Origin of the sequence: Janthinobacterium sp. PSPC1-1, assembly GCF_049897625.1 — a bacterium.
Classification (GTDB): Bacteria; Pseudomonadota; Gammaproteobacteria; order Burkholderiales; family Burkholderiaceae_D; genus Janthinobacterium; species Janthinobacterium tructae.
This window is the reverse complement of record NZ_JAFCWP010000002.1, coordinates 26,963-50,389: the sequence shown is the minus strand read 5'-3', so window position 1 is coordinate 50,389 and position 23,427 is coordinate 26,963. Positions and strand designations below refer to the sequence as shown.

Annotated in this window: 26 protein-coding genes and 1 tRNA gene; 13 read left to right on the top strand and 14 right to left on the bottom strand. The window is 63.5% G+C overall.

From position 1 onward, the window contains the following. Complete coding sequence (locus tag ACP7EG_RS07755) at positions 1-642, top strand: LysE family transporter (RefSeq protein ID WP_426087188.1); 642 nt, start codon at positions 1-3, stop codon at positions 640-642. A gap of 103 nt (positions 643-745) precedes the next feature. Continuing rightward, complete coding sequence (locus ACP7EG_RS07750; RefSeq protein WP_426087187.1) at positions 746-2,374, top strand: DUF6600 domain-containing protein; 1,629 nt, start codon at positions 746-748, stop codon at positions 2,372-2,374. Positions 2,375-2,569: 195 nt separating this feature from the next. Here ACP7EG_RS07750 and ACP7EG_RS07745 read toward each other — a convergent pair whose 3' ends face one another. Continuing rightward, the gene (locus tag ACP7EG_RS07745; RefSeq protein ID WP_426087186.1) at positions 2,570-3,538 is read right to left on the bottom strand and encodes an IS1595 family transposase; all 969 of its coding nucleotides are present in this window, start codon (positions 3,536-3,538) and stop codon (positions 2,570-2,572) included. Between the two features lie 222 nt (positions 3,539-3,760). On the opposite strand from ACP7EG_RS07745, the gene ACP7EG_RS07740 reads away from it, so the two are divergent. Then, positions 3,761-4,057: a DUF493 family protein gene (locus ACP7EG_RS07740; RefSeq protein ID WP_141171188.1), complete on the top strand. Its 297-nt coding sequence runs from the start codon at positions 3,761-3,763 to the stop codon at positions 4,055-4,057. Here ACP7EG_RS07740 and ACP7EG_RS07735 read toward each other — a convergent pair. Continuing rightward, positions 4,050-5,249: a multidrug effflux MFS transporter gene (locus ACP7EG_RS07735; RefSeq protein WP_426087185.1), complete on the bottom strand. Its 1,200-nt coding sequence runs from the start codon at positions 5,247-5,249 to the stop codon at positions 4,050-4,052. The two genes, ACP7EG_RS07740 and ACP7EG_RS07735, sit on opposite strands and share 8 nt — an antisense overlap. A 125-nt stretch (positions 5,250-5,374) precedes the next feature. Between ACP7EG_RS07735 and ACP7EG_RS07730 the strand changes: the two genes are divergently transcribed. The 6 genes from ACP7EG_RS07730 to ACP7EG_RS07705 all read left to right on the top strand — a co-directional run bounded on the left by ACP7EG_RS07730 (position 5,375) and on the right by ACP7EG_RS07705 (position 10,369). Further along, positions 5,375-6,847 (top strand): PLP-dependent aminotransferase family protein, encoded by a 1,473-nt coding sequence (locus tag ACP7EG_RS07730; protein WP_426087184.1) that lies wholly within the window; start codon positions 5,375-5,377, stop codon positions 6,845-6,847. 75 nt (positions 6,848-6,922) lie between these two features. Continuing rightward, complete coding sequence (lipB, locus tag ACP7EG_RS07725) at positions 6,923-7,627, top strand: lipoyl(octanoyl) transferase LipB (RefSeq protein ID WP_096232776.1); 705 nt, start codon at positions 6,923-6,925, stop codon at positions 7,625-7,627. Positions 7,628-7,666: 39 nt separating this feature from the next. After that, positions 7,667-8,683: a lipoyl synthase gene (lipA, locus tag ACP7EG_RS07720; RefSeq protein ID WP_035823261.1), complete on the top strand. Its 1,017-nt coding sequence runs from the start codon at positions 7,667-7,669 to the stop codon at positions 8,681-8,683. Positions 8,684-8,826: 143 nt separating this feature from the next. Continuing rightward, positions 8,827-9,495, top strand: a complete 669-nt coding sequence (ung, locus tag ACP7EG_RS07715) for a uracil-DNA glycosylase (protein ID WP_426087183.1) — start codon at positions 8,827-8,829, stop codon at positions 9,493-9,495. A 105-nt stretch (positions 9,496-9,600) separates the two neighbouring features. Beyond that, the gene (locus tag ACP7EG_RS07710; RefSeq protein WP_426087182.1) at positions 9,601-9,912 is read left to right on the top strand and encodes a DUF1778 domain-containing protein; all 312 of its coding nucleotides are present in this window, start codon (positions 9,601-9,603) and stop codon (positions 9,910-9,912) included. After that, positions 9,887-10,369: a GNAT family N-acetyltransferase gene (locus tag ACP7EG_RS07705; RefSeq protein ID WP_426087181.1), complete on the top strand. Its 483-nt coding sequence runs from the start codon at positions 9,887-9,889 to the stop codon at positions 10,367-10,369. The genes ACP7EG_RS07710 and ACP7EG_RS07705 overlap by 26 nt, the downstream gene beginning before the upstream one ends. A 92-nt stretch (positions 10,370-10,461) precedes the next feature. Here the strand turns inward: ACP7EG_RS07705 and ACP7EG_RS07700 are convergent, their stop codons facing one another. The 4 genes from ACP7EG_RS07700 to ACP7EG_RS07685 form a co-directional block, all read right to left on the bottom strand. Then, a complete protein-coding gene (locus ACP7EG_RS07700) occupies positions 10,462-12,618 on the bottom strand; it encodes a TonB-dependent receptor (RefSeq protein WP_426087180.1) in 2,157 nt (718 codons plus the stop codon). 99 nt (positions 12,619-12,717) lie between these two features. After that, positions 12,718-13,056: a hypothetical protein gene (locus ACP7EG_RS07695; RefSeq protein ID WP_426087179.1), complete on the bottom strand. Its 339-nt coding sequence runs from the start codon at positions 13,054-13,056 to the stop codon at positions 12,718-12,720. A gap of 67 nt (positions 13,057-13,123) precedes the next feature. Continuing rightward, positions 13,124-13,945: a helix-turn-helix transcriptional regulator gene (locus tag ACP7EG_RS07690; RefSeq protein ID WP_426087178.1), complete on the bottom strand. Its 822-nt coding sequence runs from the start codon at positions 13,943-13,945 to the stop codon at positions 13,124-13,126. Then, positions 13,935-14,480, bottom strand: coding sequence for a YbhB/YbcL family Raf kinase inhibitor-like protein (locus ACP7EG_RS07685; RefSeq protein WP_426087177.1), 546 nt, complete (start codon positions 14,478-14,480; stop codon positions 13,935-13,937). The genes ACP7EG_RS07690 and ACP7EG_RS07685 overlap by 11 nt, the downstream gene beginning before the upstream one ends. Before the next feature lie 216 nt (positions 14,481-14,696). Here ACP7EG_RS07685 and ACP7EG_RS07680 point away from each other — a divergent pair, with 216 nt between their 5' ends. Together ACP7EG_RS07680 and ACP7EG_RS07675 are read left to right on the top strand one after the other, a co-directional pair. Further along, on the top strand, positions 14,697-15,854 hold the full coding sequence (locus ACP7EG_RS07680) for a PepSY-associated TM helix domain-containing protein (RefSeq protein WP_426087176.1): 1,158 nt from the start codon (positions 14,697-14,699) through the stop codon (positions 15,852-15,854). 91 nt (positions 15,855-15,945) lie between these two features. Further along, positions 15,946-16,368: a PaaI family thioesterase gene (locus ACP7EG_RS07675; RefSeq protein WP_071080114.1), complete on the top strand. Its 423-nt coding sequence runs from the start codon at positions 15,946-15,948 to the stop codon at positions 16,366-16,368. Positions 16,369-16,436: 68 nt separating this feature from the next. Here the strand turns inward: ACP7EG_RS07675 and ACP7EG_RS07670 are convergent, their stop codons facing one another. From ACP7EG_RS07670 to ACP7EG_RS07640, 7 genes are all read right to left on the bottom strand, one after another. Beyond that, positions 16,437-17,132 carry an anti-sigma factor gene (locus tag ACP7EG_RS07670; protein WP_426087175.1) on the bottom strand — a complete coding sequence of 232 codons (696 nt, stop codon included), beginning with the start codon at positions 17,130-17,132 and terminating at the stop codon, positions 16,437-16,439. Next, positions 17,129-17,719 carry a sigma-70 family RNA polymerase sigma factor gene (locus tag ACP7EG_RS07665; protein ID WP_426087174.1) on the bottom strand — a complete coding sequence of 197 codons (591 nt, stop codon included), beginning with the start codon at positions 17,717-17,719 and terminating at the stop codon, positions 17,129-17,131. The genes ACP7EG_RS07670 and ACP7EG_RS07665 overlap by 4 nt, the downstream gene beginning before the upstream one ends. A gap of 96 nt (positions 17,720-17,815) precedes the next feature. Beyond that, positions 17,816-18,337 (bottom strand): peroxiredoxin family protein, encoded by a 522-nt coding sequence (locus tag ACP7EG_RS07660; protein ID WP_305053618.1) that lies wholly within the window; start codon positions 18,335-18,337, stop codon positions 17,816-17,818. Between the two features lie 86 nt (positions 18,338-18,423). Continuing rightward, positions 18,424-19,110, bottom strand: a complete 687-nt coding sequence (locus tag ACP7EG_RS07655; RefSeq protein ID WP_426087173.1) for a BON domain-containing protein — start codon at positions 19,108-19,110, stop codon at positions 18,424-18,426. After that, complete coding sequence (locus tag ACP7EG_RS07650; RefSeq protein ID WP_071080119.1) at positions 19,103-19,699, bottom strand: phosphoheptose isomerase; 597 nt, start codon at positions 19,697-19,699, stop codon at positions 19,103-19,105. Before ACP7EG_RS07650 ends, ACP7EG_RS07655 begins: the two co-directional genes overlap by 8 nt. 57 nt (positions 19,700-19,756) lie before the next feature. Beyond that, positions 19,757-20,116, bottom strand: a complete 360-nt coding sequence (locus ACP7EG_RS07645; RefSeq protein ID WP_426087172.1) for a YraN family protein — start codon at positions 20,114-20,116, stop codon at positions 19,757-19,759. A gap of 11 nt (positions 20,117-20,127) precedes the next feature. Continuing rightward, positions 20,128-21,330 carry a penicillin-binding protein activator gene (locus ACP7EG_RS07640; RefSeq protein ID WP_426087171.1) on the bottom strand — a complete coding sequence of 401 codons (1,203 nt, stop codon included), beginning with the start codon at positions 21,328-21,330 and terminating at the stop codon, positions 20,128-20,130. Positions 21,331-21,489: 159 nt separating this feature from the next. Between ACP7EG_RS07640 and rsmI the strand changes: the two genes are divergently transcribed. After that, on the top strand, positions 21,490-22,398 hold the full coding sequence (gene rsmI, locus ACP7EG_RS07635) for a 16S rRNA (cytidine(1402)-2'-O)-methyltransferase (RefSeq protein WP_141171168.1): 909 nt from the start codon (positions 21,490-21,492) through the stop codon (positions 22,396-22,398). 39 nt (positions 22,399-22,437) lie between these two features. Here the strand turns inward: rsmI and ACP7EG_RS07630 are convergent, their stop codons facing one another. After that, complete coding sequence (locus ACP7EG_RS07630; protein WP_426087170.1) at positions 22,438-23,031, bottom strand: hypothetical protein; 594 nt, start codon at positions 23,029-23,031, stop codon at positions 22,438-22,440. 213 nt (positions 23,032-23,244) lie between these two features. On the opposite strand from ACP7EG_RS07630, the gene ACP7EG_RS07625 reads away from it, so the two are divergent. Then, positions 23,245-23,321: transfer RNA gene (locus ACP7EG_RS07625), tRNA-Pro, on the top strand. Positions 23,322-23,427 lie beyond the last annotated feature (106 nt).

The window sequence follows — 23,427 nt, the reverse complement described above, 5'->3', positions numbered from 1 at the left end:
ATGCATTTCGCCACCTGGATCACCTTTGTCATCGCCGCCTCCATCATTGCCGTCTCGCCCGGCTCGGGCGCCGTGCTGTCGATGTCGCACGGCCTGTCCTACGGGGTGAAAAAGGCCAGCGCCACCATCCTCGGCCTGCAGCTGGGGCTGCTGGTGGTGCTGGGCATCGCCGGCGCTGGCGTGGGCTCTTTGCTGCTGGCCTCCGAAGTGGCGTTTAATATCGTCAAGACGGTGGGCGCCTTGTATCTGATCTACCTGGGCCTGTCGCAATGGCGCGCCAGGGTGGCGGTGACGGGCGACCTGCATGCCGACGCGGTGGTGCCGTCCATGCGCCGGCGCGTGCTGACGGGTTTTCTGACCAACGTGACGAATCCGAAAGGCATTATTTTCATGGTGGCGGTGTTGCCGCAATTCATCAGTCCCACGGCGCCGCTGCTGCCGCAATTGCTGATCCTGGCCGTCACCATGTGCACGATCGATCAGATTGTCATGCACGGCTACGCTTTCCTGGCATCGTCGATGCAGCGCTTTTTCCGCGATGCCAAGGCCGTGAAGAAGCAGAACCGCTTCTTTGGCGGCTTGCTGATGGCCGTCGGCACGGCATTGTTTTTCGTCAAGCGCGGTAGCCAGGCGGCGTCCTGAGTCCGGTCAACATGCAAACATTTGTAAGCCCGCTTGCGATGCCCGTACTATGCGGATGTAATCGATAGCAATCATCCTTGTACGTCTTGCCTGGAGCGCTGCCATGCGTCCTATCCTGTCTCTCCCCCTCTTGAATACGGTGTGCGCCATGCTGCTGTCGTCGGCGTGCACCTTCGCCCTGGCGCAGGACCCGCCTGCCCGCGTGGGGCGCATTTCCACCGTCGAAGGGCAAGTGCTGGTGCGCGCCGGCAATGGCGAGGCGCAAAATGCCCTGCTGAACTGGCCCGTCACGACGGATAACCGCCTGAGCACCATGCGCGGCGCGCTGGCGGAATTGCGCGTGGGCGCAGCCGCCGTGCGCCTCGATGGCGATTCCGAGCTGGAAGTGAGCGAGCTCGATGACGACAGTTTCAAATTGCACCTCAGCTATGGCACGGTCAGCGTGCGCGTGCGCAATCCCGACGCGCTGCGCGGCTTCGAGCTGACCACCGCCCAGGCCCGCGTGATCCTGACCCAGCCGGGCTGGGTGCGCATCGAGGCGGGGCGCCAGCCCGGCACCAGCGTCGTCAGCATGCTCGACGGCGCGGCCGACGTGGATGGGGCGACGGGCAGCGTGACCTTGCGTGCCGGCAAGCGCGCGGAATTGACGGACGAGGAGTTGCGCACGGGTGCCTTGCAGCGGATCGCTTTCGACAACTGGCCCGAAGCCTTGTCCGCCGCCGCGCCGGCCTTGCGCTATGTCACGGACGATACGACCGGTTATGAAGAGCTGGACCGCTACGGCGCCTGGCAGGACGATGCGCAATACGGCCCCCTGTGGCTGCCCAGCGCGGTGCCTGCCGGCTGGGCGCCGTACAGCGACGGGCGCTGGACGTGGATCGCGCCATGGGGCTGGACCTGGGTCGATAATGCACCGTGGGGCTATGCGCCCTCGCATTACGGCCGCTGGGTGCTGCTGGGCCAGCGCTGGGGCTGGGCGCCGGGGCGCGAGCGCGGCCGCGTGCCGTGGGCACCGGCCCTGGTGGGCTGGGTCGGTGGCAATCACGGGACAAACCATGACCAGCGCCCCGGCGTGGGCTGGTTCCCCCTGTCGCCGCATGAGCGCTACGTGCCCGGCTACCGCGCCAGCGCGGAGTATGAACGCCGCATCAACCGCGTGGCCGAGGGGCGCCGCTCCGTGGCGGGTGAGCGCGAACGGCGCGAAGGCATGACGATGCTGCCCGGCGAGCGTTTTGGTGGATCGCGCACGGTCGATGTGCCGCGCCGCAACCGCACCACCATGCCACCGCCCGTGATGCAAAGCTTCCCCTTGAGCACGGCGCCTGCGCCGGCGGGCAACTGGCAGCGTCCCGTTGATGCGCCGCGCGGCGACCGCGGTGTCCGGCGTGACTGGGTCAACCGTCCCGGCCGCCTGCAGACGGACGATGGCCAGACACACCTGGCGCCGCGTCCCATGCAGCCGAACCGGCCGCCCGTGCCGGCCCAGCCGCAACAGCCGCAACAGCCACCGATGCCGGCCCAGCCCTTGATGCCGGCGGTGCCAGCCTTGCCGCCCGTGCAAGACCAGGTGGGCCGCCCCGGGTGGCGTGGCGAAGAACGGCCGCGCGCCGAGCGGCCGCAGCCGCGTCCCGTCAGCGAACGCAGCGGGCCGCCACGTGAACGCAGTAATGACAGAGGCAATGAGCGCGGCAATCCTGGCCGCAATGGCCGGATACAGGAAGCGGAGCGTTGACGGCCGCACCGCCTGTCGCGCCGTAGCGACGTTCAGGCCGAGAAAGTGGCAGTTCGTCACATACCGGAGGTAAAGCCGGCGTAGTTTGGCTACAGTACGACCACTGCTTATCCTCCAAGTGACAGCACGACTTTTCCGGCTATTTTGTCCAAACGAAATAGTTTTCGCCAGCTGATAAAGCTGGCTTTTTTTTGGCTATGTCACCGTCAGATGTGGAAATGCTCCCAGGGTTGCCTTCAGTAATGTTTCTGGTGAACGGATGCGCCGGGCGTCAAGGATCCAGCGCCATCCCAGGTAGTTCGGCAGGTAACGCGTCGCCACGCCGTGAAACGGCCGTAGCCATTCGCGCAAGCGGCTGTGATACGCATTGACGTTCTGCACATGCGCGGCGCCCCGCACGCGGATGCCGGCGCGCAAGTTGACGGCCTGATGGCTGATGCCCGCCTCCCTGGCGAAGGCCCGGTAGGCGGCATGGCCATCGGTCACCAGCAAAACATCCTTGTCGATGACGGGCAACAAACAATGGTGTAACTGCGCCTTCGTCAGCGCCCCTTTGCCCGTAACAAAATCGAGGGTTTGTCCCGTGCGGTCGCGCGCCACCAGGATGCAGACCTGCTCATTGGAAATGCCGCGTTGGCGGGCATGGCCGCCCCGGCGGCGGGCCGGACGCGTCATTCGCCTGGCTCCCTTTTCCGATTCCAGCAGATATAACTCGTCGGCCTCGGCGATGCCGTGCAGGCCATGCGGCCGGTCCGTCTTGGCGACCGTTAAAAAACGGTGGCGCCAGCGAAAGGTGGTGTTGCGGTGCACGCCCAGCTGCTGAGCAGCTTGGCGCACCGAGGCGGAGTCGAGCAGACAATCGGCATACTCGATCCATAGCGCCTTGTGGCGCAAGCGGGCCAGCGGCGTGCCCGTCAAGGCATTGAAGGTACGCCCGCACGGCACGCAACGGTAGCGCTGCAAGCCGTGTGCATGGCCATGCCGGTGCAGCTGAGGCGAGTGGCAGGCGGGACAGGCCAATCGCGGTTGCGCCACACTTTCCAGCAGCGCGACGGTCGCGTCGTGTGGGGCATTGCCACGCAGCAGCGCCATTCCAGCCTGCCGCTGGCGTCGGTTCAACTGCGCAAACTGGGCGATAAAGCTGATCCATTCGGCTGCCTGCATGATCTGCTCCCTGTCAGGTGAGTATGCAGAGTCAGACAGCACTGTCAAAGGAAGATTCCGGCATTTACCCTACTTACCGGTGACAGAGCCTTTTTTTTCCGCGCCCCTGGCGCCATGGCAACGGCGCAGGCGCCCCCAAAGTTGGCTACAATACGTCTTTATGCAGCCGTCGCGCGATGTATGCTGCGCCGCCTGTCCTGACCGGCACTGATTGGATTTCCCATGCAAACGACCCCTCCCACCGAACACATCATTCCTCCCAGCGAATCGCTGATCGAATACCCGAGCGACTTTCCCATCAAGATCATGGGTCCGACGCATGTCGACTTCGCGCCGACCATGCTGGAACTGGTCATCAGCCACGATCCGACCTTCCATGAGGGCCGCATGGAAGAGCGCCCATCGGGCAAGGGTAATTACACGGGCCTGACCGTCACCGTGCGCGCCATCAGCCGCGAGCAGCTCGACGCCCTGTATATGGCGCTGTCGGGCCACCCGATGGTCAAGATCGTCATGTAAGGCTTGCTGCCGTCACGCTGGCGCGGCTTTTCGTGAGCAGCCAGACGACGGCAAAGGCCGCGCTGGCCGCTGCCGTCACCCACAGCAGGGGCTTTTCGCTGCCATCGGTGATGGCGGCGATGACGGCACCGCAGGCGGCCGTGATGGCCATCTGCACGAAGAAGAACAGGCCCGAGGCGCTGCCCGCCTGGGCGCCATAGGGCTGCAGCACGGCCAGCTGGCAGGCGGGAATCGCCATGCCCACCGACACCATCACCAGCAGCATGGGCGCCACCAGCGAGGCCACGTGCTGCGGCGCCAGGCTGCCAGCCAGCAATAAACTGGCCGCCCCCGCCACATTCAGCAGCACCGCCACGCCCAGCAGGTAATCGGCGCCCAGGCGCGGTCCCAGGGCACGAAACAGGCTAGCTCCCGCGATATAGCCGCTGACCGTCAGCCCGAACACCAGCGCATACGCGTGCGGCGACAGATGCATGCCCCTTTGCAACAGCACGGACGATTCCGCGATGAACGGGAAATATGTGCAATACACACAGCCGATGGCCAGCGCATAGCGCAGGAAATACGCATCGCCCAGCAGGCGGCGGTACAGGGCCAGGGTATTGCCTTGGGGGACGGCGTCGGCCGACCTGGTTTCCGGCACGTAGGCGGCGATCAGGCCCAGCGACAGCGCGCCCAGCAGGCACAGCACGCCAAACACGGCGCGCCAGCCGAACGCCGCGTCGAGCACGCTGCCGGCCAGCGGCGCCAGGATCGGCGACAAGCCCATCACCATCGAGATTCTCCCCAGCATGCGCGCCTGCGTGGCGGCGTCAAACCGGTCGCGCACCATGACCCTGCCGATGATGGTGCCGCTGCAGCCGCCGAACGCTTGCAGCACGCGTGCGGCGATCAGCACGTGCACGTCGCTGGTGAAGGTGCAGACGATGCTGGCGAGCACAAAAATACCCGTGCCGGCCAGCAGCACGGGACGGCGTCCGTAACGGTCGGCCAGCGGCCCGCAAGCGAGCATCGAGGCGGCCGAGCCGGCCATGAACAGGCTCAGGGTCAGTTGCAGCTGAGCATCGCTGGCGTGCAGGGCATCGGCCATGGCTGGCAGCGAAGGCAAATAGATGTCGATGCTGATGCGCGACAGGCAGACCAGCAGCAGCACGATGCCGCCCCAGGCCCATACAGCGAGTTGTTTCTGCATTGTTTTACACGATCCTTGCAAACGTGCGCCCCGCTGGCGCACCGGAACGGTGAGAGTAGGATGGTTGTGGTGTAATGCGAAGTGCCAGTCATCAGAAAATTCATTGGACCACTTGGACGATCATCATGCCGCGAGGAAAATCACCGCACGCCCTGGACTTGCCGCGTCCCACCAGCTGGCTCGACAAGGCGGGCGTCAACAAGCAGGATGGCGCGTATGAAGCGCTGCGCTCGGCCATCCTGACGAAGATGCTGCCGGCGGGTAGCCGTCTGCCGTCCAGCCGCACCCTGGCCGAACGCTGGGCATTGTCGCGCGGCACCATCGAAACCGTATTCGACCGCCTGCACGCGGAAGCCTATGTGACGCGCGTGCCCGGTTCCGGCACGCGCGTGTGCGCCGTGGTGCCGGAACGCTTTTTGATGGCAGGATTTACAGATACCACCCCAGTCGGGCCATTTTCCGAGCCGGTACCTGTGTCCGATACGGGCGTGCGCGACGGCTTGCCGTTTGTGGCGCGGCGCGCCGACGCCAGCCTGTTTCCCATGGCCGCCTGGTCCAAGTGCGCCACGCGGGCGCTGGCGGCCGCCACGCCGGAGCAGCTGTGCAGCGCCGATCCGGCCGGCTTGCCCCAGCTTCGCCAGCAGATCGCCGACTTCCTCGCCAAGTACCGCGGCATCCGCTGCGACCCGCAAGACATCGTTGTCACCACCGGCATCCGCCACGCGATCGATTTGCTGGCGCGCGGCATCGTGCGCGATGGCGACAAGGTTTGCCTGGAAGAACCGGGGTACCCGGCCGCGCGCGCCCTGTTCGCCCTTGCCGGCGCCGTGCCGGTGGACATTGCCGTCGACGCCGAGGGCATCGATTGCGCGGCCCTGGCCGCGCACACCGACGCCTGCCTCGCGTATGTGACACCGGCGCACCAGTCGCCGCTGGGCGTGACCATGTCCGTCACGCGCCGCCTGGCCTTGCTGGAATGGGCGAATGACAGCGGCGCCTGGGTGGTGGAAGACGATTACGACAGCGAATTCAATTACCACAGCGCACCGCTGGCGGCCCTGAAGGCGCTGGACCAGTACCAGCGGGTGATCTACTGTGGCAGTTTCAACAAGACCCTGTTTGCCGGCCTGCGCGTGGGCTTCATGGTGCTGCCGCCCGCCTTGCGACCGCCACTGCTGCGCATCGTGCAGTTGACGGGCCGCTCCGTGGGTGTGACGCAGCAGCTGGCGCTGGCTGCCTGGATGGAGGAAGGCGCCTTCGTGCGTCATTTGCGCCTGGCGCGCCTGGCCTACAAGGAGCGGCGCGACCTGCTGCTGGCTTGCCTGGAGCAGGTCGCCCCTGGCCGCTACACGATTTCAGGCCAGCAGGCGGGCTTTCATTGCGTGCTGTGGCTGCCGCCCGATGCCGACGAACGGGCGTTTTGCGCGCGCGCCGCGCAAGAGGGGCTGGCACTGCAGCCGCTCGGCGACTTTTGCCATAGCGCCAGGTTGGCGCCGGCCGTGCTGCTCGGTTACACGGCACTGAGTCTGGCCCAGGTGCGCCATGCTGCACAAAAATTGGGCAGATTGCTGCTGTTGCCGGCGCCCGGGGCTGAATGAAACGGCGGCCTGGCTTATAATCACGGCTTCGCCGCAGCGTCCGCAGGGCGCCGGCAGCTGATTACAGAATCTGTCATGACCACCACCCGCACCGAAACGGCGCTGATCCGCGAGCTGGGCCGCGTCGATTACGAGCCGACCTTTGCCGCCATGCGCGCCTTTACCGACGCGCGCACGACCGACACGCGCGACGAACTGTGGATCGTCGAGCATCCGCCCGTGTTCACCCTGGGCCTGGCGGCCGACCGCGGCCATTTGCTGGCCGGCGCCGAGAATGTGCCCGTGGTGCAGACGGACCGTGGCGGCGAAGTCACCTTCCACGGCCCAGGCCAGGTGGTGATTTACCTGCTGATGGACTTGCGCCGCAACAAGCCGGGCGGCAAGCTGTATGCGCGCCAGTTCGTGCATAAAATCGAGCAAGCCATCATCAACGTGCTGGCGGCGTATAATCTTGCTGGCGAACGCATCGATGGCGCGCCTGGCATCTATATCGCCGGCGGACCAAGCAAGGGTGCGAAGATCGCCGCGCTGGGATTGAAAGTGCGCGGCAACGGCTGCACCTACCATGGCGTATCGCTCAATGTGGCGATGGACCTGGCGCCGTTTTCCTGGATTAACCCCTGCGGCTATTCCGGCCTGAAGACGGTGGACATGCGCAGCATGGGCGTTTCGGCGCCGCTGGCCGAGGTGCAGCGGGCCCTGGCCCATGAATTGACCGTATTACTCGATGTAAGCGAAGTAAACAGCGCCGCAGGCGCGCCTCAGGCAACGGATGCCTGAGCAAACAAACCAAACTTTGCCCCTCAAGGGCTTGCAGCCATGACTTCTGAGACCATTTCCAGCACCGCCCCCGCCGCGACCGCCGCTCCAGCGTACAACCCGAGCGAAAAGCAAAAAGGCGCCAGCAAGACGTCGCGCATCCCGATCAAGATCATTCCGATCGAGCAAGTTGAGCGCCTGAAAAAGCCGGACTGGATCCGCGTCAAGGCCGCCTCGGCTTCGACCCGTTTCTATGAAATCAAGGATATCCTGCGCGAAAACAAGCTCGTGACGGTGTGCGAGGAAGCCAGCTGCCCGAACATCGGCGAGTGTTTTGGCAAGGGCACGGCCACCTTCATGATCATGGGCGACAAGTGCACGCGCCGCTGCCCGTTCTGCGACGTCGGCCATGGCCGTCCGGACCCGCTGGACAAGGAAGAGCCGGCCAACCTGTCGAAAACCATCGCCAAGCTGCGCCTGAACTACGTCGTCATCACCTCCGTCGACCGCGATGACTTGCGCGACGGCGGCGCCGGCCATTTCGTCGAGTGCATCCAGCAAACGCGCGCCCTGTCGCCGAATACCCGCATCGAAGTGCTGGTGCCGGACTTCCGTGGTCGCCTGGAAAAAGCCCTGCTGTTGTTCAAGGATGGCTTGCCTGACGTCATGAACCACAACCTGGAAACGGCGCCGCGCCTGTACAAGGAAGCGCGTCCCGGCTCCGACTACATGCATTCCTTGAAACTGCTGAAGGATTTCAAGGCCATGTACCCGGACGTGAAAACCAAGTCCGGCATCATGGTGGGCCTGGGCGAGACGGACGAGGAAATCCTGCAAGTCATGCGCGACATGCGCGAGCACGACATCGACATGCTGACCATCGGCCAGTACCTGGCGCCATCGAACAGCCACTTGCCCGTGCGCCGCTACGTGCACCCGGACGTGTTCAAAATGTTCGAAGAAGAAGCGTATAAAATGGGCTTCACCCACGCCGCCGTCGGCGCCATGGTGCGCAGCTCGTACCATGCGGATGAACAGGCGCACAGCGCCGGCGTGGAATCGGCGCTGAATTTCTAAGTAACCTTGCGCCACATCAAAGCCACCCGCTCACGCCGGTGGCTTTTTTTTGCCTGTTCGTATCGTGTCCACTTCATGCGGCTGAGCGTCCTATACTGGCAGGCTGAAAAAGCATGGTGGACGAATCGGCTATGAGGTGAGGCATGGACGTACGCATCGACGCATCGTGGAAGGCGCGGCTGGAAGGGGAATTCGCCCAGCCCTACTGGGAACGCCTGACGGCCTTCGTCAAGGCGGAATATGCGGCGGGGCCGTGTTGTCCTCCCGGCAAAACCATTTTTCGCGCCTTTGACCTGACGCCGTTCGAGCAGGTGAAAGTCGTGATCCTGGGGCAAGACCCGTATCACACGCCCGGCGCGGCCATGGGCTTGTGCTTTTCCGTGCCGGACGGCCATTCGCCGCAGCCGAGCTTGCAGAATATCTTCAAGGAGTTAACCACGGACGTGGGCGTCGAGCGCACGCGCACGGATCTGTCTGATTGGGCCGAGCAAGGGGTATTTCTGCTCAACAGCGTGCTGACCGTGCGCGCCGGGGCGGCCGGCTCGCATGCGGCCAAGGGATGGGAAACGCTGACGGATAGCGCGATTGGCCACCTGTCCGCCGAGCGAGAACATCTGGTTTTCCTCCTGTGGGGCGGCTATGCGCAAGCCAAGCGCAGCCTGATCGACTCCGGCAAGCACCTGGTGCTGGCGGCGCCGCACCCTTCTCCCTTGTCGGCCAGCAAAGGTTTCTTTGGCAGCAAGCCATTCAGCCAGACAAATGCTTATCTGCGGGCGCATCAACATGCCGAAATCAGATGGGACAATACATAGTGGTGACATTTTGTCTCCGATGTAGCTTGTTTTGTCTCCGCCATATGCTATGCTCATTGAGATACCCGACGACATCCGAACAAACCCGAAGACACGAGCTAAATAATGAGTGCGACTGAAGAACGCGGCCGTATTACGGCCAGGGTTTCCAGCTCAATTGCCGAGAAACTTCAAGAAGCGGCAGAGCTGACCGGCGCTACCTTGAATCAATTCCTCGTGCAAGCTGCATTGGAAAAGGCGGAAATGATCATCGATCGCGAATACCTGATTCGCTATTCCCGTCGCGACGCCGCCATGATGATCGATTTGCTGGAAAACCCGCAGGGGCCGAATGCGGCTTTGACGAAGGCTTTTGAAAATTATGCACAGAAAGTAGAGAATGGCGTACTTCGTGACAGTACTGAAAGCACTACATGATGTAACAAGGTTTCATTGCGGTACACCAGTATTGGATACGTGGTTGCAGACAACAGCAAGGCAGCATCAGCGACACGGCGCATCGCGAACGTTCGTGCTGGTCGATGAAGCTGATCCTACGGAAATTATTGGCTATTTTTCATTGGCCATTCGTAGCATGACCCCAAGGGAATCTATTCCCGTCGCCATGATGAAGAAGCTGCCCAGCAACGTACCCGGCTTTACCTTGGCGCGGCTTGCTGTCGCGCAGCGGCATCAGCGTCGTGGCTTTGGCGCATTGTTGCTGGTCGCGGCCATGAAGCGCGTGAAAGCCGTCGCAGCGGAAGTGGGCGGCTTTGCCCTGTTTGTCGATGCCAAAGAACCGCAAGGTACGCAGTTTTATCAGCAGTATGGTTTTACTCCCCTCCCCGATGATCCGCTGACCATGCTGCTACCCATCGCCGATATTCCTCATTAAAACAGCATCCCGATAGACGCCACGAGATCGTTTCTCAACGGCAACCGACAGCGGCAGGCGTTGCACCCTGCCGCTGTCTTCGCGCGTAACTTTTAGAAGCTTGTGGATAGGCCTGCGTAGAAACTGCGGCGGGCGCCGTATTGCGGCGCCCCCACGCCCACGCCGGAACCGTCGCGCAACAGATACGACTTGTCGAACAGGTTGATCAGGGCCAGCCGCCCTTCCACCTTGCCCACGGGAGTGTTTTTCCACGTGTGCGTGAGCGCCGTGTTGACGGTGAAGTAACTTGGCAAGTGGCCGGAATTCGGTGCGCCGCCCTCCGGGGTCATGCGCAGGCCGCTGCCGTACAGGAAGTCAGCGCTCACTTGTGAATCGCCAAAGTGATAGTGGCCACCACCGGACAGCGTGTATTTCTGGTCATGATCGAGGTAGACATAGTGGGAGCTGATGTAGTTCAACTCATCGGCGCCAAACAGGGCTTGTCCCGAATTGATGTTGCGGCCCTGCGCCTTTTGTGTGCTGGCGTTGAGGAACAGGCCCCAGTTTTTCTCGCTGTAGATGGCGGATAACTCCAGGCCCTTGGCGTAGCCATCCGCATAGTTGAACGGCGTCAGTATCAATGCCTGGCCGAACTGGCCTTCGTCCAGCAGGTTGTTGATCTTTTTATAGTACACATCGGCCGTCACGGTCAGTTTTGAATTGACCTGGTGGCTGATGCCCACGTCATAGTAGTGCGTGCGCTCGGCCTTGACGTTGTCGGACTGGCCGATTTCCGGCGCATTCGTCGTGTTCGCGTACAGGTCGATGCTGCCTTGCGCCGCCAGTTCCTGCGGCGGCGGCGTGAAGTAGCGCGAATAGCCCGCGTGCAGGGCCGTGCCCGGCGCCAGCTGGTAGGCCAGATTGACGCGCGGGCTCCATTGCTGCTCGCTCGTATAGGCCGAGACCTTGTCGAAGCGCGCGCCATAGTTCAGGGTCAAGGGTTTACTGATATGCCATTCATCCTGCAGGTAAAAGCTGGCCAGGGTGCCCGTCTTGCCGCTGTTGTCCAGGATGCTGACCGGCGTGGTGGACGTTTGCGCGCCGTCCATGGCGGGGAAGACGGCCACCGTGTTGTCGCTGGTGGTCTTCTGGCGCGTGTAGGCCAGGCCCGCGCGCACGGTGTGGTCCTGGTGCAATTTGTAGCTGATGTCGAATTGCGCGCCGGAAGCGCTGTTGGCACGGCGCGAGTCAGAAGCCACGCCGTTGTAGATCAGGTCGCCGATGGTGTCGGGCGTGAAGTGCAGTTCCGAATACTGGTGGAAGGCGGACACCTGGTAATTGATGTCGCCCAGGCTTTTTTGCAGCGACAGCACCAGAAAACGGTTCACTTCGCGCTGGTTTTCATTCAGCTGCGACGACGGTAACGTGGACGTGCCCGCCTGCGCATCACTGTGGCCATCCAGGGAGAAGGCCGGCGCCTGGTTCGGGTTGTTGGGGATCTGGAAGCGGCCGTTGTAGGTGCCGAACATGGCGCCCAAGCGCGTATTGTCATCAAGGAAATACGACAGGCTGCCGAACGATTTGTTCTGGCGCGTCTTGTCGTGCAAGGCGCTGCGCGTGGCTTGCGGATTCTCCACGCCCAGCGCATTGCCCAGGTAGCTGCCGGACAGGTAGTAATTGAACTTGCCCACGCTGCCGAAAAATTCGGCACTCGGCTCCACATGGTCGTGGCTGCCGAGCATGATGCCGATGCGCCCGCCAGGCGTCAGTCCGCCCTCTTTTGTTTCAATATCGACGATGCCCGCCGTGCGCAGGCCGAACTGGGCCGGCAAGGCGCCCGTCATGAAATCGGTCTTGTCGATCAAACGAGTGTCGATCGACTGGCCGAAGCCGCTGATGCTTTCCGGCAGTTGCACGCCATTGATGCGGTATTGCACGTTGGCATGGTCATCGCGCACGTGCAGGGCGCCGGAGCCCTTCGAATCCTGCGACACGCCAGGCAGGCGCAGCAGCACCTCATTGAATGGCGTGTTGTCGCCCTGGCCCAGCATGTCGACCATGTGGCTGTCGATGCTGTAGATGGTGGTGCCGACTTTCGGCGACAGTTCGATGCGCGCGCTTTTCAAATGGGCGGAGGTGACTTCGACCTTCTGCATGTCTTGCGGGACAGCATCGGTATTGGCCTCGGCAGGCTCGGCGGCATGGGCGGAAAAGCTAAACAGGCTGGCAAGGGCGAGCGACAGCGCGCTCAGACGTGGTGTGTGTTGCATGGTAAACCTCGAAAATAGTCAACGCCAGGCGGCCCGGCGCGCATACGGAGGACGCGACGCGCGGCGGTGCAGCCTGAAAAAGGAAAAACGGCGTGGGAACTACAGTGAGGCGGCAGGCGGGCCGCGCACGGGCGGCAGGATGAGGATGGCGGCGGGCGCCAGGGTAGCGGGCGCCAAGGCCAGCAGACGGTACGGCAGTAATTGGGCAGGCGGCTCGGTGATGGCCGGCGGCACGGCGAGATCGGCCACCTTGTCGATGACCGTGGCGCACAGCGCGCACTCTTCCGCGTCGAGCGTCGTCTTGTGCAGGTGCGAGGCGGCCGTCGACAGCAGCAACACGAGGGCCAGCGCACTGAACAGGGCCACGCACAGCTGCCACGGCGTGCGCGCGAGGGCGGACACCGGGTAAGGCTTGCGGGATGGCTGGCGGGAAGACATGGGCGCATAGTAGCAAGAAAATCGCCCGGCTGTCAGCGCTTGTTGCGTGATTTTCGCTAGCGCGAGCTTACAGGGTGGCGCGCAGCTCGCGCGGCGACAGGCCGTAGTGCTGGCGGAAACGGGCCGCGAAGCGCGAGGGCGAGGCGTAGCCGCAGGCGGCCGCGATGTCGCTGATGGGTAAGATGCCAGATTGCAATTCCTGCAAGGCCAGTCCCAGGCGCACGTCTTCCAGGATGGCGCGGAAATGGCGTTGTTCCAGGGCCAGCTGGCGGCGCAGGGTGGAGGCGCCCACATGCAGTTTCGATGCCACCTTGGCCACGCTCCAGTCGGCGCCCGGGTCCAGCAGCAGCACTTGCTGCACGCGCGCGGCCAGCGGATCGCGGCGGTCCAGCAGTAGCGCGCCGCAATGGCCACCCAATGCCAGGGCCAGCAGCAAGCCTTCCGCCTGGTGCGCCAGCAGCGCGGGCGGGCTGCCTGCGACCAGGCTGGTCATCAGCTGGTCCCAGGCCAGCGCCGCATGCACGTCGAGCGGCACGCACAGGCTGGCCGTGGCCGCCTGGTGCAGCTGGGTATCGACGAGGCCGCCATGGCGCGCACGGAAGCGGGCGATCAGGGCTGGTGAAAAGCTCAGCACTTCCGCCCGGTAGCCTTGTGTGCCGGGCAGGTTGGCCACGCCCAGTTCCTGTCCCGCCGGCATCAGCACCACATCGCTGGTCGTGGCGCGCACCTGGCGCGCACCCCATTCCAGCAGCTTGGTTCCGTGCCGCACGCGGCACAGGGCGCTCTGGAAGACGGGCACGCGGCGCAGGGTTTGCGCGCGGCGCGCTTCGATGGTGCCGTGGGCGATGCGCAGCTCGCTCAGGGCCACCGCTTCCATGTCATCGGCCATACAGTCCTGTCAGCTGCGCCTTGCCCAGCGCATTGGCGTTGAGCATGTAACCGAGCATGGCGCCGCTGGCGTGCTGATCCAGTGGCAGCTTGTCCACGCTCAAGGCCCAGACCGTGAGCTGGTAGCGGTGCGCCTTGTCGCCCGGTGGTGGGCAGGCGCCGCCGTAGGCGCTGTCGCCGTAATCGTTGCGTCCTTGCACGGCGCCGGCCGGCAAGGTAGCCGCTGTCGTTCCCGCAGGCAAGGACGTGGTGCTGGCGGGCACATTGAAGACGCTCCAGTGCCACCAGCCGCTGCCGGTGGGCGCGTCCGGGTCGTACAGGGTGACGGCATAGCTTTTGGTGCCGGCTGGCGCATCGTGCCACGACAATTGCGGTGACTGGTTGCTACCCGTGCAGCCGAAGCCCTGGAACACCTGCGCGTGCGCCAGGGTCTGGCCGGGGGCGATGTCGGTGCTGGTGAGCGTGAAATCGGCGGCGTGGGCGCCCAAATGCAGAGCGAGGCCCAGCGTGACGGCGAGGAAGCGGGAAGTGGTCATGGTTTTCCTTTCGATAAGTATAGGCGAAAGTGTATGCCGTGCAACATTTCCCCGCGATGCCGATGCGCTCGCTGATGGTGCCGAAACGCTCGTTTTTGCCCGATGCCGACGTTCCCATGAGCGTGTTGTACGGTGTGCCGCTTTCTTGCCGCACGTGATTTTTACTGGGGGGCTTTCATGCTATCGTTCCGCAGCCCAAAATTTTCCAAAGTTTCCATGTCGCAACGCCCCAGCAAGTGGTTGATCAGCAAACTGCACCTGTATGCGGGGCTGTGGTTCGGCGCCCTGTTCGTCCTCTTGGGCTTGACGGGTTCCGCCATCGCCTGGATGCCGGAGCTCGATGCGTATCTGAATCCGAATTTGTTGCAGGCGAGCACGCCCGCGCCCGGCCAGGTGTTCCACGTCACGCCGCGCACCGTGCAGGCGGTGGTGGACACTCTTGTGGCCGACCCCGCCTACGGCAAGCCTTCGCAGCTCAATCCGCCCGCCGATGCGCGCGATGTGTACGTGGCCTCGTATCGCCAGGCAGGCAAGCCGTCCCCCTTCAGCCAGGCCATCGTGCGCCAGGTGATGGTCGACCCCTACACCTTGCAAGTCAAAGGCGAGCGCGACTGGGGCCGTTTCGGCCTCACGCGCCCGCTGCTAATGTCGGGCATGTTTCATTTGCACCGCTATTTATTGTCGGGTGAGGTGGGCAAGACCATCACTGGAGTTTCCGGCGTGATGCTGCTGCTGATGGCGCTCAGCGGCATCTACCTGTGGTGGCCGCGCCTGCAGTGGACGGCGATCAAGCGCGCCCTGACGGTGTCGCATGGCGGCTCCTGGCCGCGTTTTAATTACACCTTGCACAAGGCAGCGGGCTTCTTTGCCGCGCCCGTGCTGGCCGTGCTGGCCTTTTCCGGCATCTATTTCAATTTGCCGCAATTGATCGTGCCCCTGGTAGACCTCGTATCGACGGTGCCGGACACGGCAAAATTGAAAAATGTGGTGCAGGATGGCGCCCTGCTCGATGCGGGCCAAGCCATGGCCGCCGCGCAGCTGCTGTATCCGCAGGCGCGCGTGTCGCGCATCGGGCTGCCAGCGAAACAGGACCAGCCGTACGAGATCCGCGTGCGCCAGCCTGGCGAAATCGCCGAGGGCGACGGCGCCACGCGCATCACCCTAGACGCGCGCAGCGGCTTGCCCTTGCGCATACGCGATCCCTTGCGTGCGCCGGCCGGAGACGTTTTCCTGGGCTGGCAATTCCCCCTGCATTCGGGCCAGGCATTTGGCGTGGCTGGGCGCAGTTTCATGACGGTGTTCGGCCTGATGCCCTTGCTGTTCCTGCTGACAGGGACTTTGGTGTGGTGGAAACGGCGGCGCAGCCGGAAATAAGCGGTCGCCAAACCGATGCGGGGAAAGTTGCTATCATCATAGTATTTTCCGGCAGAGTCGCTGTCCGGATTCACCCCGCACAAGGACCCGCATGAGCCATCCCGACATCACCGTAGCAATGTTAAATGAACGCGGCACAGGCCGCTTGCCCGGCCACCTGGGCATCGTCATCACGGCCGTGGGCGACGGCCAGCTGACGGCGGAATTGCCCGTGCTGCCACATCTGCTGGCGCCGAACGGCTATCTGCACGCGGGCAGCGTGGTGACCCTGGCCGACACGGCGTCCGGCTATGGCTGCATCGTCAACCTGCCCGAGGGCGCCAACAATTTCACCACCATCGAGTTGAAATCGAACCACCTGGGCACGGTCCGCGAAGGCACGCTCACCTGCACGGCGAAAGTCGAGCACAAGGGCCGCAACACGCAAGTGTGGGATGCCGTGGTGAAAAACAAGGAAACGGGCAAGACGATTGCCCTGTTCCGCTGCACGCAGATGATTCTTTACCCAAAGTAAGGTAAGCAACCCAAATCAACTGCTGGGGTCAGACCCGACGGGTCTGACCCCGGATTTTTGCCTTCGGGTTAAATTTTTATCCAGTTACCCTTATACAAAACCGGTCCCGTCGGTCCGTTCGGATTGGGCGAACCGCCTTTCGGTTCCAGGGTGACGGCCAGCAGGGCCACGTCGCTGCCGATGGCGCGCTGCGACAGGGCCAGTTTTATATTGCCCTTGCCGGCCAGCAGACCCAGCGAACGGGGGTTGCCGCTCTTCGGCACGGCCCACAGTTCCAGGTCGCGATCAGCAGGCACGGGGGCGTTGCCCAGCATGCGCACCTCGAGCGCGCCGTGGCGGCTGTCGGCCGTCAGCAGCAGGGCCGTTTGCGCTTTCTCGTCCGTCAGGCTGGCGACATAGCTGATTTGCGGCGCGTCCAGCAGGCGCGTGGCCACGACGATCACCAGCAGCGCGGCGATGGCGCTCGAGGCCAGGCCCAGACCACGCCAGAACGACAGCGCATCGCGCCATAGCGACCAGCGGCCCTTCGGTGCCAGGTGCAAGCGCTGCTCGATCTGCTGCCAGACGCGCTTGGGCGGCGCCACGGGCCTGGCAAATTCCGCCATCGGTTCCAGGCGCTGGCGCCATTCGGCCGTGATATGGCGCAGGTCGGCATCGTTGTGCAGCCAGCCTTCGAAACGCCGCCGCGCGCCCCCTTTCAGGGTGCCCAGCACGTATTCGGAGGCCAGTTTCTGGCGCAGCACGTCATTGCCGCGGATATTCATGAAGCCTCCCGTTTCGCCAGGCACGTGCGCAGCCGTTCCAGGCTGCGGCGTATCCACGTCTTCACGGTGCCGATCGGCAGCGACATCTGCTGCGCCACTTCGCTGTGCGACAGGTCGTGATAGAACGCCAGGGCGACCACCTGCCGGTGCAGCCCTTCCAGGGCCGACATGCAAAACGCCAGCGCCTTGGCGTCACCGCTCATCTGCAGTGATTCGATGGGCGTGGCCTGGGGGTCTCGCAGTGCATTCATGACTTCGCTATCAAACTGGTCGGCATCGATTTCCACGGTATCGTCGCTGCGCCGCAGCACATCGAACGCCTTGTTGCGCACGATGGTGGCCATCCAGGTCATCGGCGCGGCCAGATGGCTCTGGTAAGCGGCGGCGTTGTTCCAGATGGCGACGAAACCCTCTTGCAAGGCTTCTTCAGCGAGCTCTTGCTTATGCAATATACGCAGCGCGAAGCCAAACAGTTTCGATGCGGTGGAGTTATATAGCTGGCGGAACGCCGTGGCGTCCTTGTTGCCGGCGGCAAGCAGCCAGGCTTTCAGTTGCTGCGGGTCGAGCGATTGAGCGGCGAGGGGCACGGCTGGCCTTCACAAGGTGAATGGGGTCACGCCTGGGAAGGTTATAACAACTTGGCAACCTTTAGCAACAAGGTTTTGTGCGGTGCCGGGACTGGATCAGCCTGCGATGGCTGACTCAAGCAGCTTGTGCAGTTCGGCGAATTCCGGCTTGCCCACGTAGCGCTTGAGGATCTTGCCCTGCTTGTCGAGCACGAAGGTGGTGGGCGTGAGGGCCACGTCGCCATAGGCCTTGGCCGCCTCGCCCGTCACGTCGAGCGCCACCTTGAATGGCAGTTGGCGCGTTTCGGCGAAGTTCAGCACGTAGTTGGCAGGATCGTATTTCATGGCCACGGCCACGAATTCCAGGCCCTGCCCCTTGTACTTGTTGTAGGTGTCGACCATTTCCGGCATTTCCGCCACGCACGTGGTGCACGAAGTAGCCCAGAAATTGACCATCACGACCTTGCCGCGCAAGCTGTTTGAGGTGATTTTCTCGCCATGGATGCCGTGGAAGGTCACGTCCGGCGCGCTTTGCTTGTCATTCAGCGACAGATAGCCGGCTGCCGCCACGCCCGCCACGAAGACGGCGATGAGGGCTGGCTTGATCCAGGACTTGCTGGCGGAGGGCGAAGTTGACATGGCGAAGTTTCACTAATGTAGAGCAACGATGCGGCCATTATAGACGCATCGTCAGTCTGGCGCCGTAGGCCGGATGGGGGAGGACCTTACTGTTGGACCGTGTCGCTGACCGTGCTGGTTGTGCGCGGTTGCGGCGGATCCGGCTGCAATTGCTTCAATTCCGCTTCCGAAATGTAGTCGAACAGCTTGACCACTTTCTGCACGCCGCCCACGCCGCGCGCCACGTCGGCCGCGACCGTGCCTTCGCGCTGGGTAACGCGGCCCATCAGGAACACGGTGGCGTTTTCCGTGACGACCTTGAACGAAGCTGCCGAGATGGTTTTCATGTCGACCAGGCTGGCCTTGACCTTGGTGGTGATCAGCGCATCGTTCGAGCGCGAGGTGTAGCTGGCCGGGCCGGCGATGATCAGTTCATTGGCCACCGATTCCACGCCTTCGATATTGCGCACTTCGCGTTCGACGGCATTTTTCATCGCCTCATCGCGCACTTCGCCCGTCAACAGGACGCGGCGGTTGAAGCTGGTGACATTCACATGGCCCACGTCGCCGACGATGGAGGGGATGCGCGACTCGCCTTTCAGGGCGATCGACTTGTCTTCGGTCTGCGCGCCCAGGGTGCGGCGGTCCGCTGCGGCAACGCCGCCCATCACTGCGCCGCCGACCATCAGTTCGATGCAGCCGGTGAGCGAGGTGAGCATGGCGCCGCACAGCAGTGCGGTAGCCAATGGGCGTTGTACGCGTTTCCAGCCTGGGCCAGTACCGAATTTAGTCATTCACGTCTCCTCCGAATAGCGCGACATCGATGCCGTCGCAGATGCAATGTATGGTGGTCAGATGGACTTCCTGGATGCGCGCCGTACGCTCGGCCGGCACGCAGATATGCACGTCGGCGTCCGTCAGCATCTTGCCGATGGCGCCGCCGTCCTTGCCCGTCAGCGCCACGACGCGCATTTCGCGCTCGAGCGCCGCTTCCACGGCGGCCAGCACGTTGGCCGAATTGCCCGACGTGGAGATGGCCAGCAGGATGTCGCCGGCCTGGCCGAACGCCTGCACCTGCTTCGAGAAAATCTCGCGGTAGCTGTAGTCGTTGGCCACGGCCGTCAGGATCGACGTATCTGTCGTCAGCGCCAGGGCTGGCAGCGGAAAGCGCTCGCGTTCGAAGCGCCCGACCAGCTCGGCTGCGAAATGCTGGCAGTCGGCGGCGGAACCGCCGTTGCCGCAGGCGAGGATCTTGTTGCCGTTGGACAATGCATAAAACATCAGGTCGATCGCCTGCGCAATGGGTTGCGCCAGTACGGTAGCGGCCTGGATCTTGAGTTCGGCACTTTCGTGGAAGTGCGAGAGGATGCGTTGATTATTCATAGTCTGCCGATTATAGTGCAGGCGCGCGGCATGGCGGACAAGCACTGTTAAAAATGCTTACATATCGAGGATGTTCTTCAGCCAGCTGATGTGCCCGCCATCGATGGCCAGCGCGTCGAAGCGGCACGGCGGCAAGGTCTTTTTCCCCTGCAGCCAGGTTTGCGCGGCCACCACCATGCGCCGCTGCTTGGCTGGCGTGATGCTGGCCAGGGCGCCGCCGAAGGTTGCACTGCTGCGTAGCCGCACTTCGACGAAAACGATGCAGGCGCCATCGCGCATGATCAGGTCCAGCTCGCCGCCCTTGCACAGATAATTGCGCTCCAGCAGCACCAGGCCTTGCAGCAGCAGATACGCGAGCGCATCGTCTTCCCCCTGCCGTCCCCGTTCCCGTTTGTTCCAGAAAGCCAAGGGCGGCATGGCGCATGTCCTTACTGTACCGGCGGCGTGGCCGGCGCGGCCGGCGGCCAGGTGCCCAGCACGCCCTGCTGGTAGCTGGCGGCCTGTTCCGTGCGTTCGAATACGCTTTGATCATTCTCAAAACGTATGGCCAGGCGGCCCGTCACGCCATCGAGCGTGAACGGCGCGTTCGGGCGCAGCGCCACTTCGCGCGCCACGCGGAAGGCATCGATGCCCAGCGCGTACAGGCGTTCCATATCGGCCGTCAGGCGGACGTCACCTGGCTGCGGCGGCTGTGGATACACCATCACTTGCGGATGGTCGCGCTGTACTTGCCACGGCAGGTCCAGCAGGCGCGCGCCGTCGAGCTCGGGGCCGCTGGCGCCGCGTCCGGCGCCGGGATTCAAGGACGAGGTGCCATACAGGGGCAAATCGCTGCCGATGGCCACGCGCAGCTGGCGCGCCTGGTCGGCGTCGAGCGCGGCAAACAACAGGCCCGGCGGCGTAGCGGCCAGGCGCGCGCGCAGCTGCACCAGTTCGGCATCGCTCAGGTAGCCATTCGTGGCCGTCAAGTCCATCGTCTCGATCTTGCCGCCCTGGCGCAGCCATTCCTGTTTGAAGGCGGCGCTGATGCGGCGCTGCGAGGGCGAACCGGCCGACAGGATCAGCGCGCTGGCTCCCGGCTGTTCGCTGGCGGCCCAGGCGGCGACCTGGCGCGCTTCCGCCTCGATGGACAGGCCCATCACCAGCAGTTTTGCCGGCAGGCGCGCCTCGCCGCGGTTGTCAGGGTGGTTCAGGGCGATCGTTGGTTTACGCACCAGGTCGCTATTTGCCACGGCCGTCACGGCCGAGCGCGACAAAGGCCCCACGACGATGTCCTGTTCCTCTTGTGCTTGCGCAAACTTGTTCAGGACATCGCTGCTGCCGTCGCCCGTGTCGATCACCGTCACTTCAAAGCCGCTGCGGTCGCGCTCATACGCGGCCATGAAGCCGGCGCGCAGCAATTCGGCGGCCGGGCCCAGGGAAGCCGAGCGCAGCGGCAGCAGCAGGCCGATGTGGTGGACCTTGCCGTCGGACGGTGCCGGCGCCGTGGCGGCCGGCATGTCCTGCGGCGTGCCGGTCGCCGGCTTGTTCTGGATGGGCGCCAGCGGTGCACCGTTGCCGTCATACGCGGTAATATCGGGTACGGCCACGGCAAACGTCACCGGTTCGGGCGCGGGCGGCTTGGGTGGCACGGGCAGCGGCGTCGGTGGCGGCAGCGCCCTTGTGTTAGATTCAATAGGCGCGCACAATTGCCCGGGCGCGTCGCAAGGCGTGCTGCAAGCGCTCAGCATGCCGGTCGCGGCACAAACAAGCAGTAACTTCACACTATTAGCAAGCATTTAACCTCCAAAATGACCGTACAAGAAATCAGTTCCATCGCCAGCCTGCCCATCATGACAGAGGCGGCGCACCAGGTCTATCCTATCGCAACATTGTATATAGTGGCCACGCCGATCGGCAATGTGACCGATATCAGCCTGCGCGCGCTGCATTTGCTGAGCATTGCCGACGCCGTCGCCTGTGAAGATACGCGCAACACGGCGCACCTGCTGACGCGCTTTGGCCTGAACAAGCCGTTAATTGCGGCGCATCAACATAACGAGCGCGAAGTGGCGCAGACGCTGATCGCCCGCCTGCACGCCGGCGAGCGCATCGCCCTCGTCTCGGATGCGGGCACGCCGGCCGTCTCCGACCCGGGCGCGCGCATCGTCGACGCCGTGCGCGCGGCCGGCTTGCGCGTGCTGCCCCTGCCCGGCCCGTCGGCGGCGATTACCGCCATTTCCGCCAGCGGGCTATTGAATGACCAGTTTTACTTTGTCGGCTTCCTGCCAGCGAAGGCCAAGCAGCGCGAAAACATGCTGCACAGCCTGCGCGGCGTGACGGCGACGATGGTGTTTTATGAAGCGCCGCACCGCATCCTCGATTGCGCCACGGCCCTGGTGGAAGCGTTCGAGCCCACGCGCCAGGTGGTGTTCGCGCGCGAACTGACGAAAATGTTCGAGGAAATCCACCGCTGTCCCCTGTCCGAGGCGGAAAGCTGGATACGCGCCGACGCGCACCGCGAAAAGGGAGAATTCGTCGTCCTGCTCGAAGGCGCCACGGAGGCGCAGGACGCGGAAGACGTGGAAGCGGAACGCATCCTGAACATTTTATTGGCCGAATGCAGCGTCAAGCAGGCGGCCAATCTGACGGCGCAAATCACGGGCCGCAAGAAAAACGCCCTGTATGAACGGGCGCTGCAGTTGAAAGGGCAGGAATAATCTTGCCGGCACGCCCATCTTGGGTGTGTTATTAAATAATCACCACTTGCAGCCGCTATCCTTCTTGTCGAGCAACATCAGCACGGGTGCCAGCAAGCCTGCGCCTGCATAGGCGCTGCGGCAATCGCCGCGCTTGCCTTGTGCTATATCGCGTGCCAACTGGGTTTCCGTTTGCAGCGGCTTGTCGGGGATTTGTCCCACGGCCGTGCCCACCTTGGATGGATCGCGCTCGCCGGCCATCTTGCGCGCCGTCTTCCTGGCCGCCTCCATATCGAATTTCGGTGTTTCTTGCGTGAAGGTATCGGAACTGGCCGCCGGCGTGGCCGGTGAGGCCGGCACGACCGTGATGGCTTGCGGACCTGGCGCTGGCGCCGTGGCTGCCGTTGGCGTTTCCCGGGCAGTGGCGAGTTTCGGCTTGCTGACGGGTTTTGCTTCGCGCTTCGGCTTGATGACCTCGACAGGCGGCGGGGGCGGCTTGGCGGCCAATGGCCGTATCCACACGGCGATCGACTCCATGCGCGGCGCCGTGTCCGGCGACACAGGAGGTTGCACATGGCGCCATAGAAAGATCAAGGCGCCATGCAGCAGCAAGGATACGGCTATGCCCAGCGCGATGCTGCGGCGATGCGGCAAGGGTTGGCCACCGCCGCTTCCGCCGTTTCTTTCAATACTGAAATCCATTGCCGTCGTCGCCTTCATGTCTGATCGGGAAAACTTGCAAACCGAGTGTCGCATATTTCATGCATGCTGAAAATACAGGGCTTCCAGTGCCGCGCGTAAATAATTTACACAGAGTTTCACCTGACCCTTGACCGAAGTCGATACGGCCTGTATTATCTTGGTCTTCGGAGTGTGGCGCAGCCCGGTAGCGCACCTGGTTTGGGACCAGGGGGTCCAAGGTTCGAATCCTTGTACTCCGACCAAATTTGTAGAAAAAAACCCAAGAGTTTCGACTCTTGGGTTTTTTTTCGTCTGTACGCTTTACGTACGGTCGGGATCGGTCGGGGTAGGTCGGGTTAGCGCGCAGCG

What these genes read in the sequence shown, in the direction of transcription:
- ACP7EG_RS07755 (WP_426087188.1), top strand. Translation starts at nt 1, where the DNA reads ATGCATTTCGCCACCTGGATCACCTTTGTCATCGCCGCCTCCATCATT.
- ACP7EG_RS07750 (WP_426087187.1), top strand. Translation starts at nt 746, where the DNA reads ATGCGTCCTATCCTGTCTCTCCCCCTCTTGAATACGGTGTGCGCCATG.
- ACP7EG_RS07745 (WP_426087186.1), bottom strand. Translation starts at nt 3,538, where the DNA reads ATGCAGGCAGCCGAATGGATCAGCTTTATCGCCCAGTTTGCGCAGTTG.
- ACP7EG_RS07740 (WP_141171188.1), top strand. Translation starts at nt 3,761, where the DNA reads ATGCAAACGACCCCTCCCACCGAACACATCATTCCTCCCAGCGAATCG.
- ACP7EG_RS07735 (WP_426087185.1), bottom strand. Translation starts at nt 5,249, where the DNA reads ATGCAGAAACAACTCGCTGTATGGGCCTGGGGCGGCATCGTGCTGCTG.
- ACP7EG_RS07730 (WP_426087184.1), top strand. Translation starts at nt 5,375, where the DNA reads ATGCCGCGAGGAAAATCACCGCACGCCCTGGACTTGCCGCGTCCCACC.
- lipB (WP_096232776.1), top strand. Translation starts at nt 6,923, where the DNA reads ATGACCACCACCCGCACCGAAACGGCGCTGATCCGCGAGCTGGGCCGC.
- lipA (WP_035823261.1), top strand. Translation starts at nt 7,667, where the DNA reads ATGACTTCTGAGACCATTTCCAGCACCGCCCCCGCCGCGACCGCCGCT.
- ung (WP_426087183.1), top strand. Translation starts at nt 8,827, where the DNA reads ATGGACGTACGCATCGACGCATCGTGGAAGGCGCGGCTGGAAGGGGAA.
- ACP7EG_RS07710 (WP_426087182.1), top strand. Translation starts at nt 9,601, where the DNA reads ATGAGTGCGACTGAAGAACGCGGCCGTATTACGGCCAGGGTTTCCAGC.
- ACP7EG_RS07700 (WP_426087180.1), bottom strand. Translation starts at nt 12,618, where the DNA reads ATGCAACACACACCACGTCTGAGCGCGCTGTCGCTCGCCCTTGCCAGC.
- ACP7EG_RS07695 (WP_426087179.1), bottom strand. Translation starts at nt 13,056, where the DNA reads ATGTCTTCCCGCCAGCCATCCCGCAAGCCTTACCCGGTGTCCGCCCTC.
- ACP7EG_RS07690 (WP_426087178.1), bottom strand. Translation starts at nt 13,945, where the DNA reads ATGGCCGATGACATGGAAGCGGTGGCCCTGAGCGAGCTGCGCATCGCC.
- ACP7EG_RS07685 (WP_426087177.1), bottom strand. Translation starts at nt 14,480, where the DNA reads ATGACCACTTCCCGCTTCCTCGCCGTCACGCTGGGCCTCGCTCTGCAT.
- ACP7EG_RS07680 (WP_426087176.1), top strand. Translation starts at nt 14,697, where the DNA reads ATGTCGCAACGCCCCAGCAAGTGGTTGATCAGCAAACTGCACCTGTAT.
- ACP7EG_RS07675 (WP_071080114.1), top strand. Translation starts at nt 15,946, where the DNA reads ATGAGCCATCCCGACATCACCGTAGCAATGTTAAATGAACGCGGCACA.
- ACP7EG_RS07670 (WP_426087175.1), bottom strand. Translation starts at nt 17,132, where the DNA reads ATGAATATCCGCGGCAATGACGTGCTGCGCCAGAAACTGGCCTCCGAA.
- ACP7EG_RS07660 (WP_305053618.1), bottom strand. Translation starts at nt 18,337, where the DNA reads ATGTCAACTTCGCCCTCCGCCAGCAAGTCCTGGATCAAGCCAGCCCTC.
- ACP7EG_RS07655 (WP_426087173.1), bottom strand. Translation starts at nt 19,110, where the DNA reads ATGACTAAATTCGGTACTGGCCCAGGCTGGAAACGCGTACAACGCCCA.
- ACP7EG_RS07650 (WP_071080119.1), bottom strand. Translation starts at nt 19,699, where the DNA reads ATGAATAATCAACGCATCCTCTCGCACTTCCACGAAAGTGCCGAACTC.
- ACP7EG_RS07645 (WP_426087172.1), bottom strand. Translation starts at nt 20,116, where the DNA reads ATGCCGCCCTTGGCTTTCTGGAACAAACGGGAACGGGGACGGCAGGGG.
- rsmI (WP_141171168.1), top strand. Translation starts at nt 21,490, where the DNA reads ATGACCGTACAAGAAATCAGTTCCATCGCCAGCCTGCCCATCATGACA.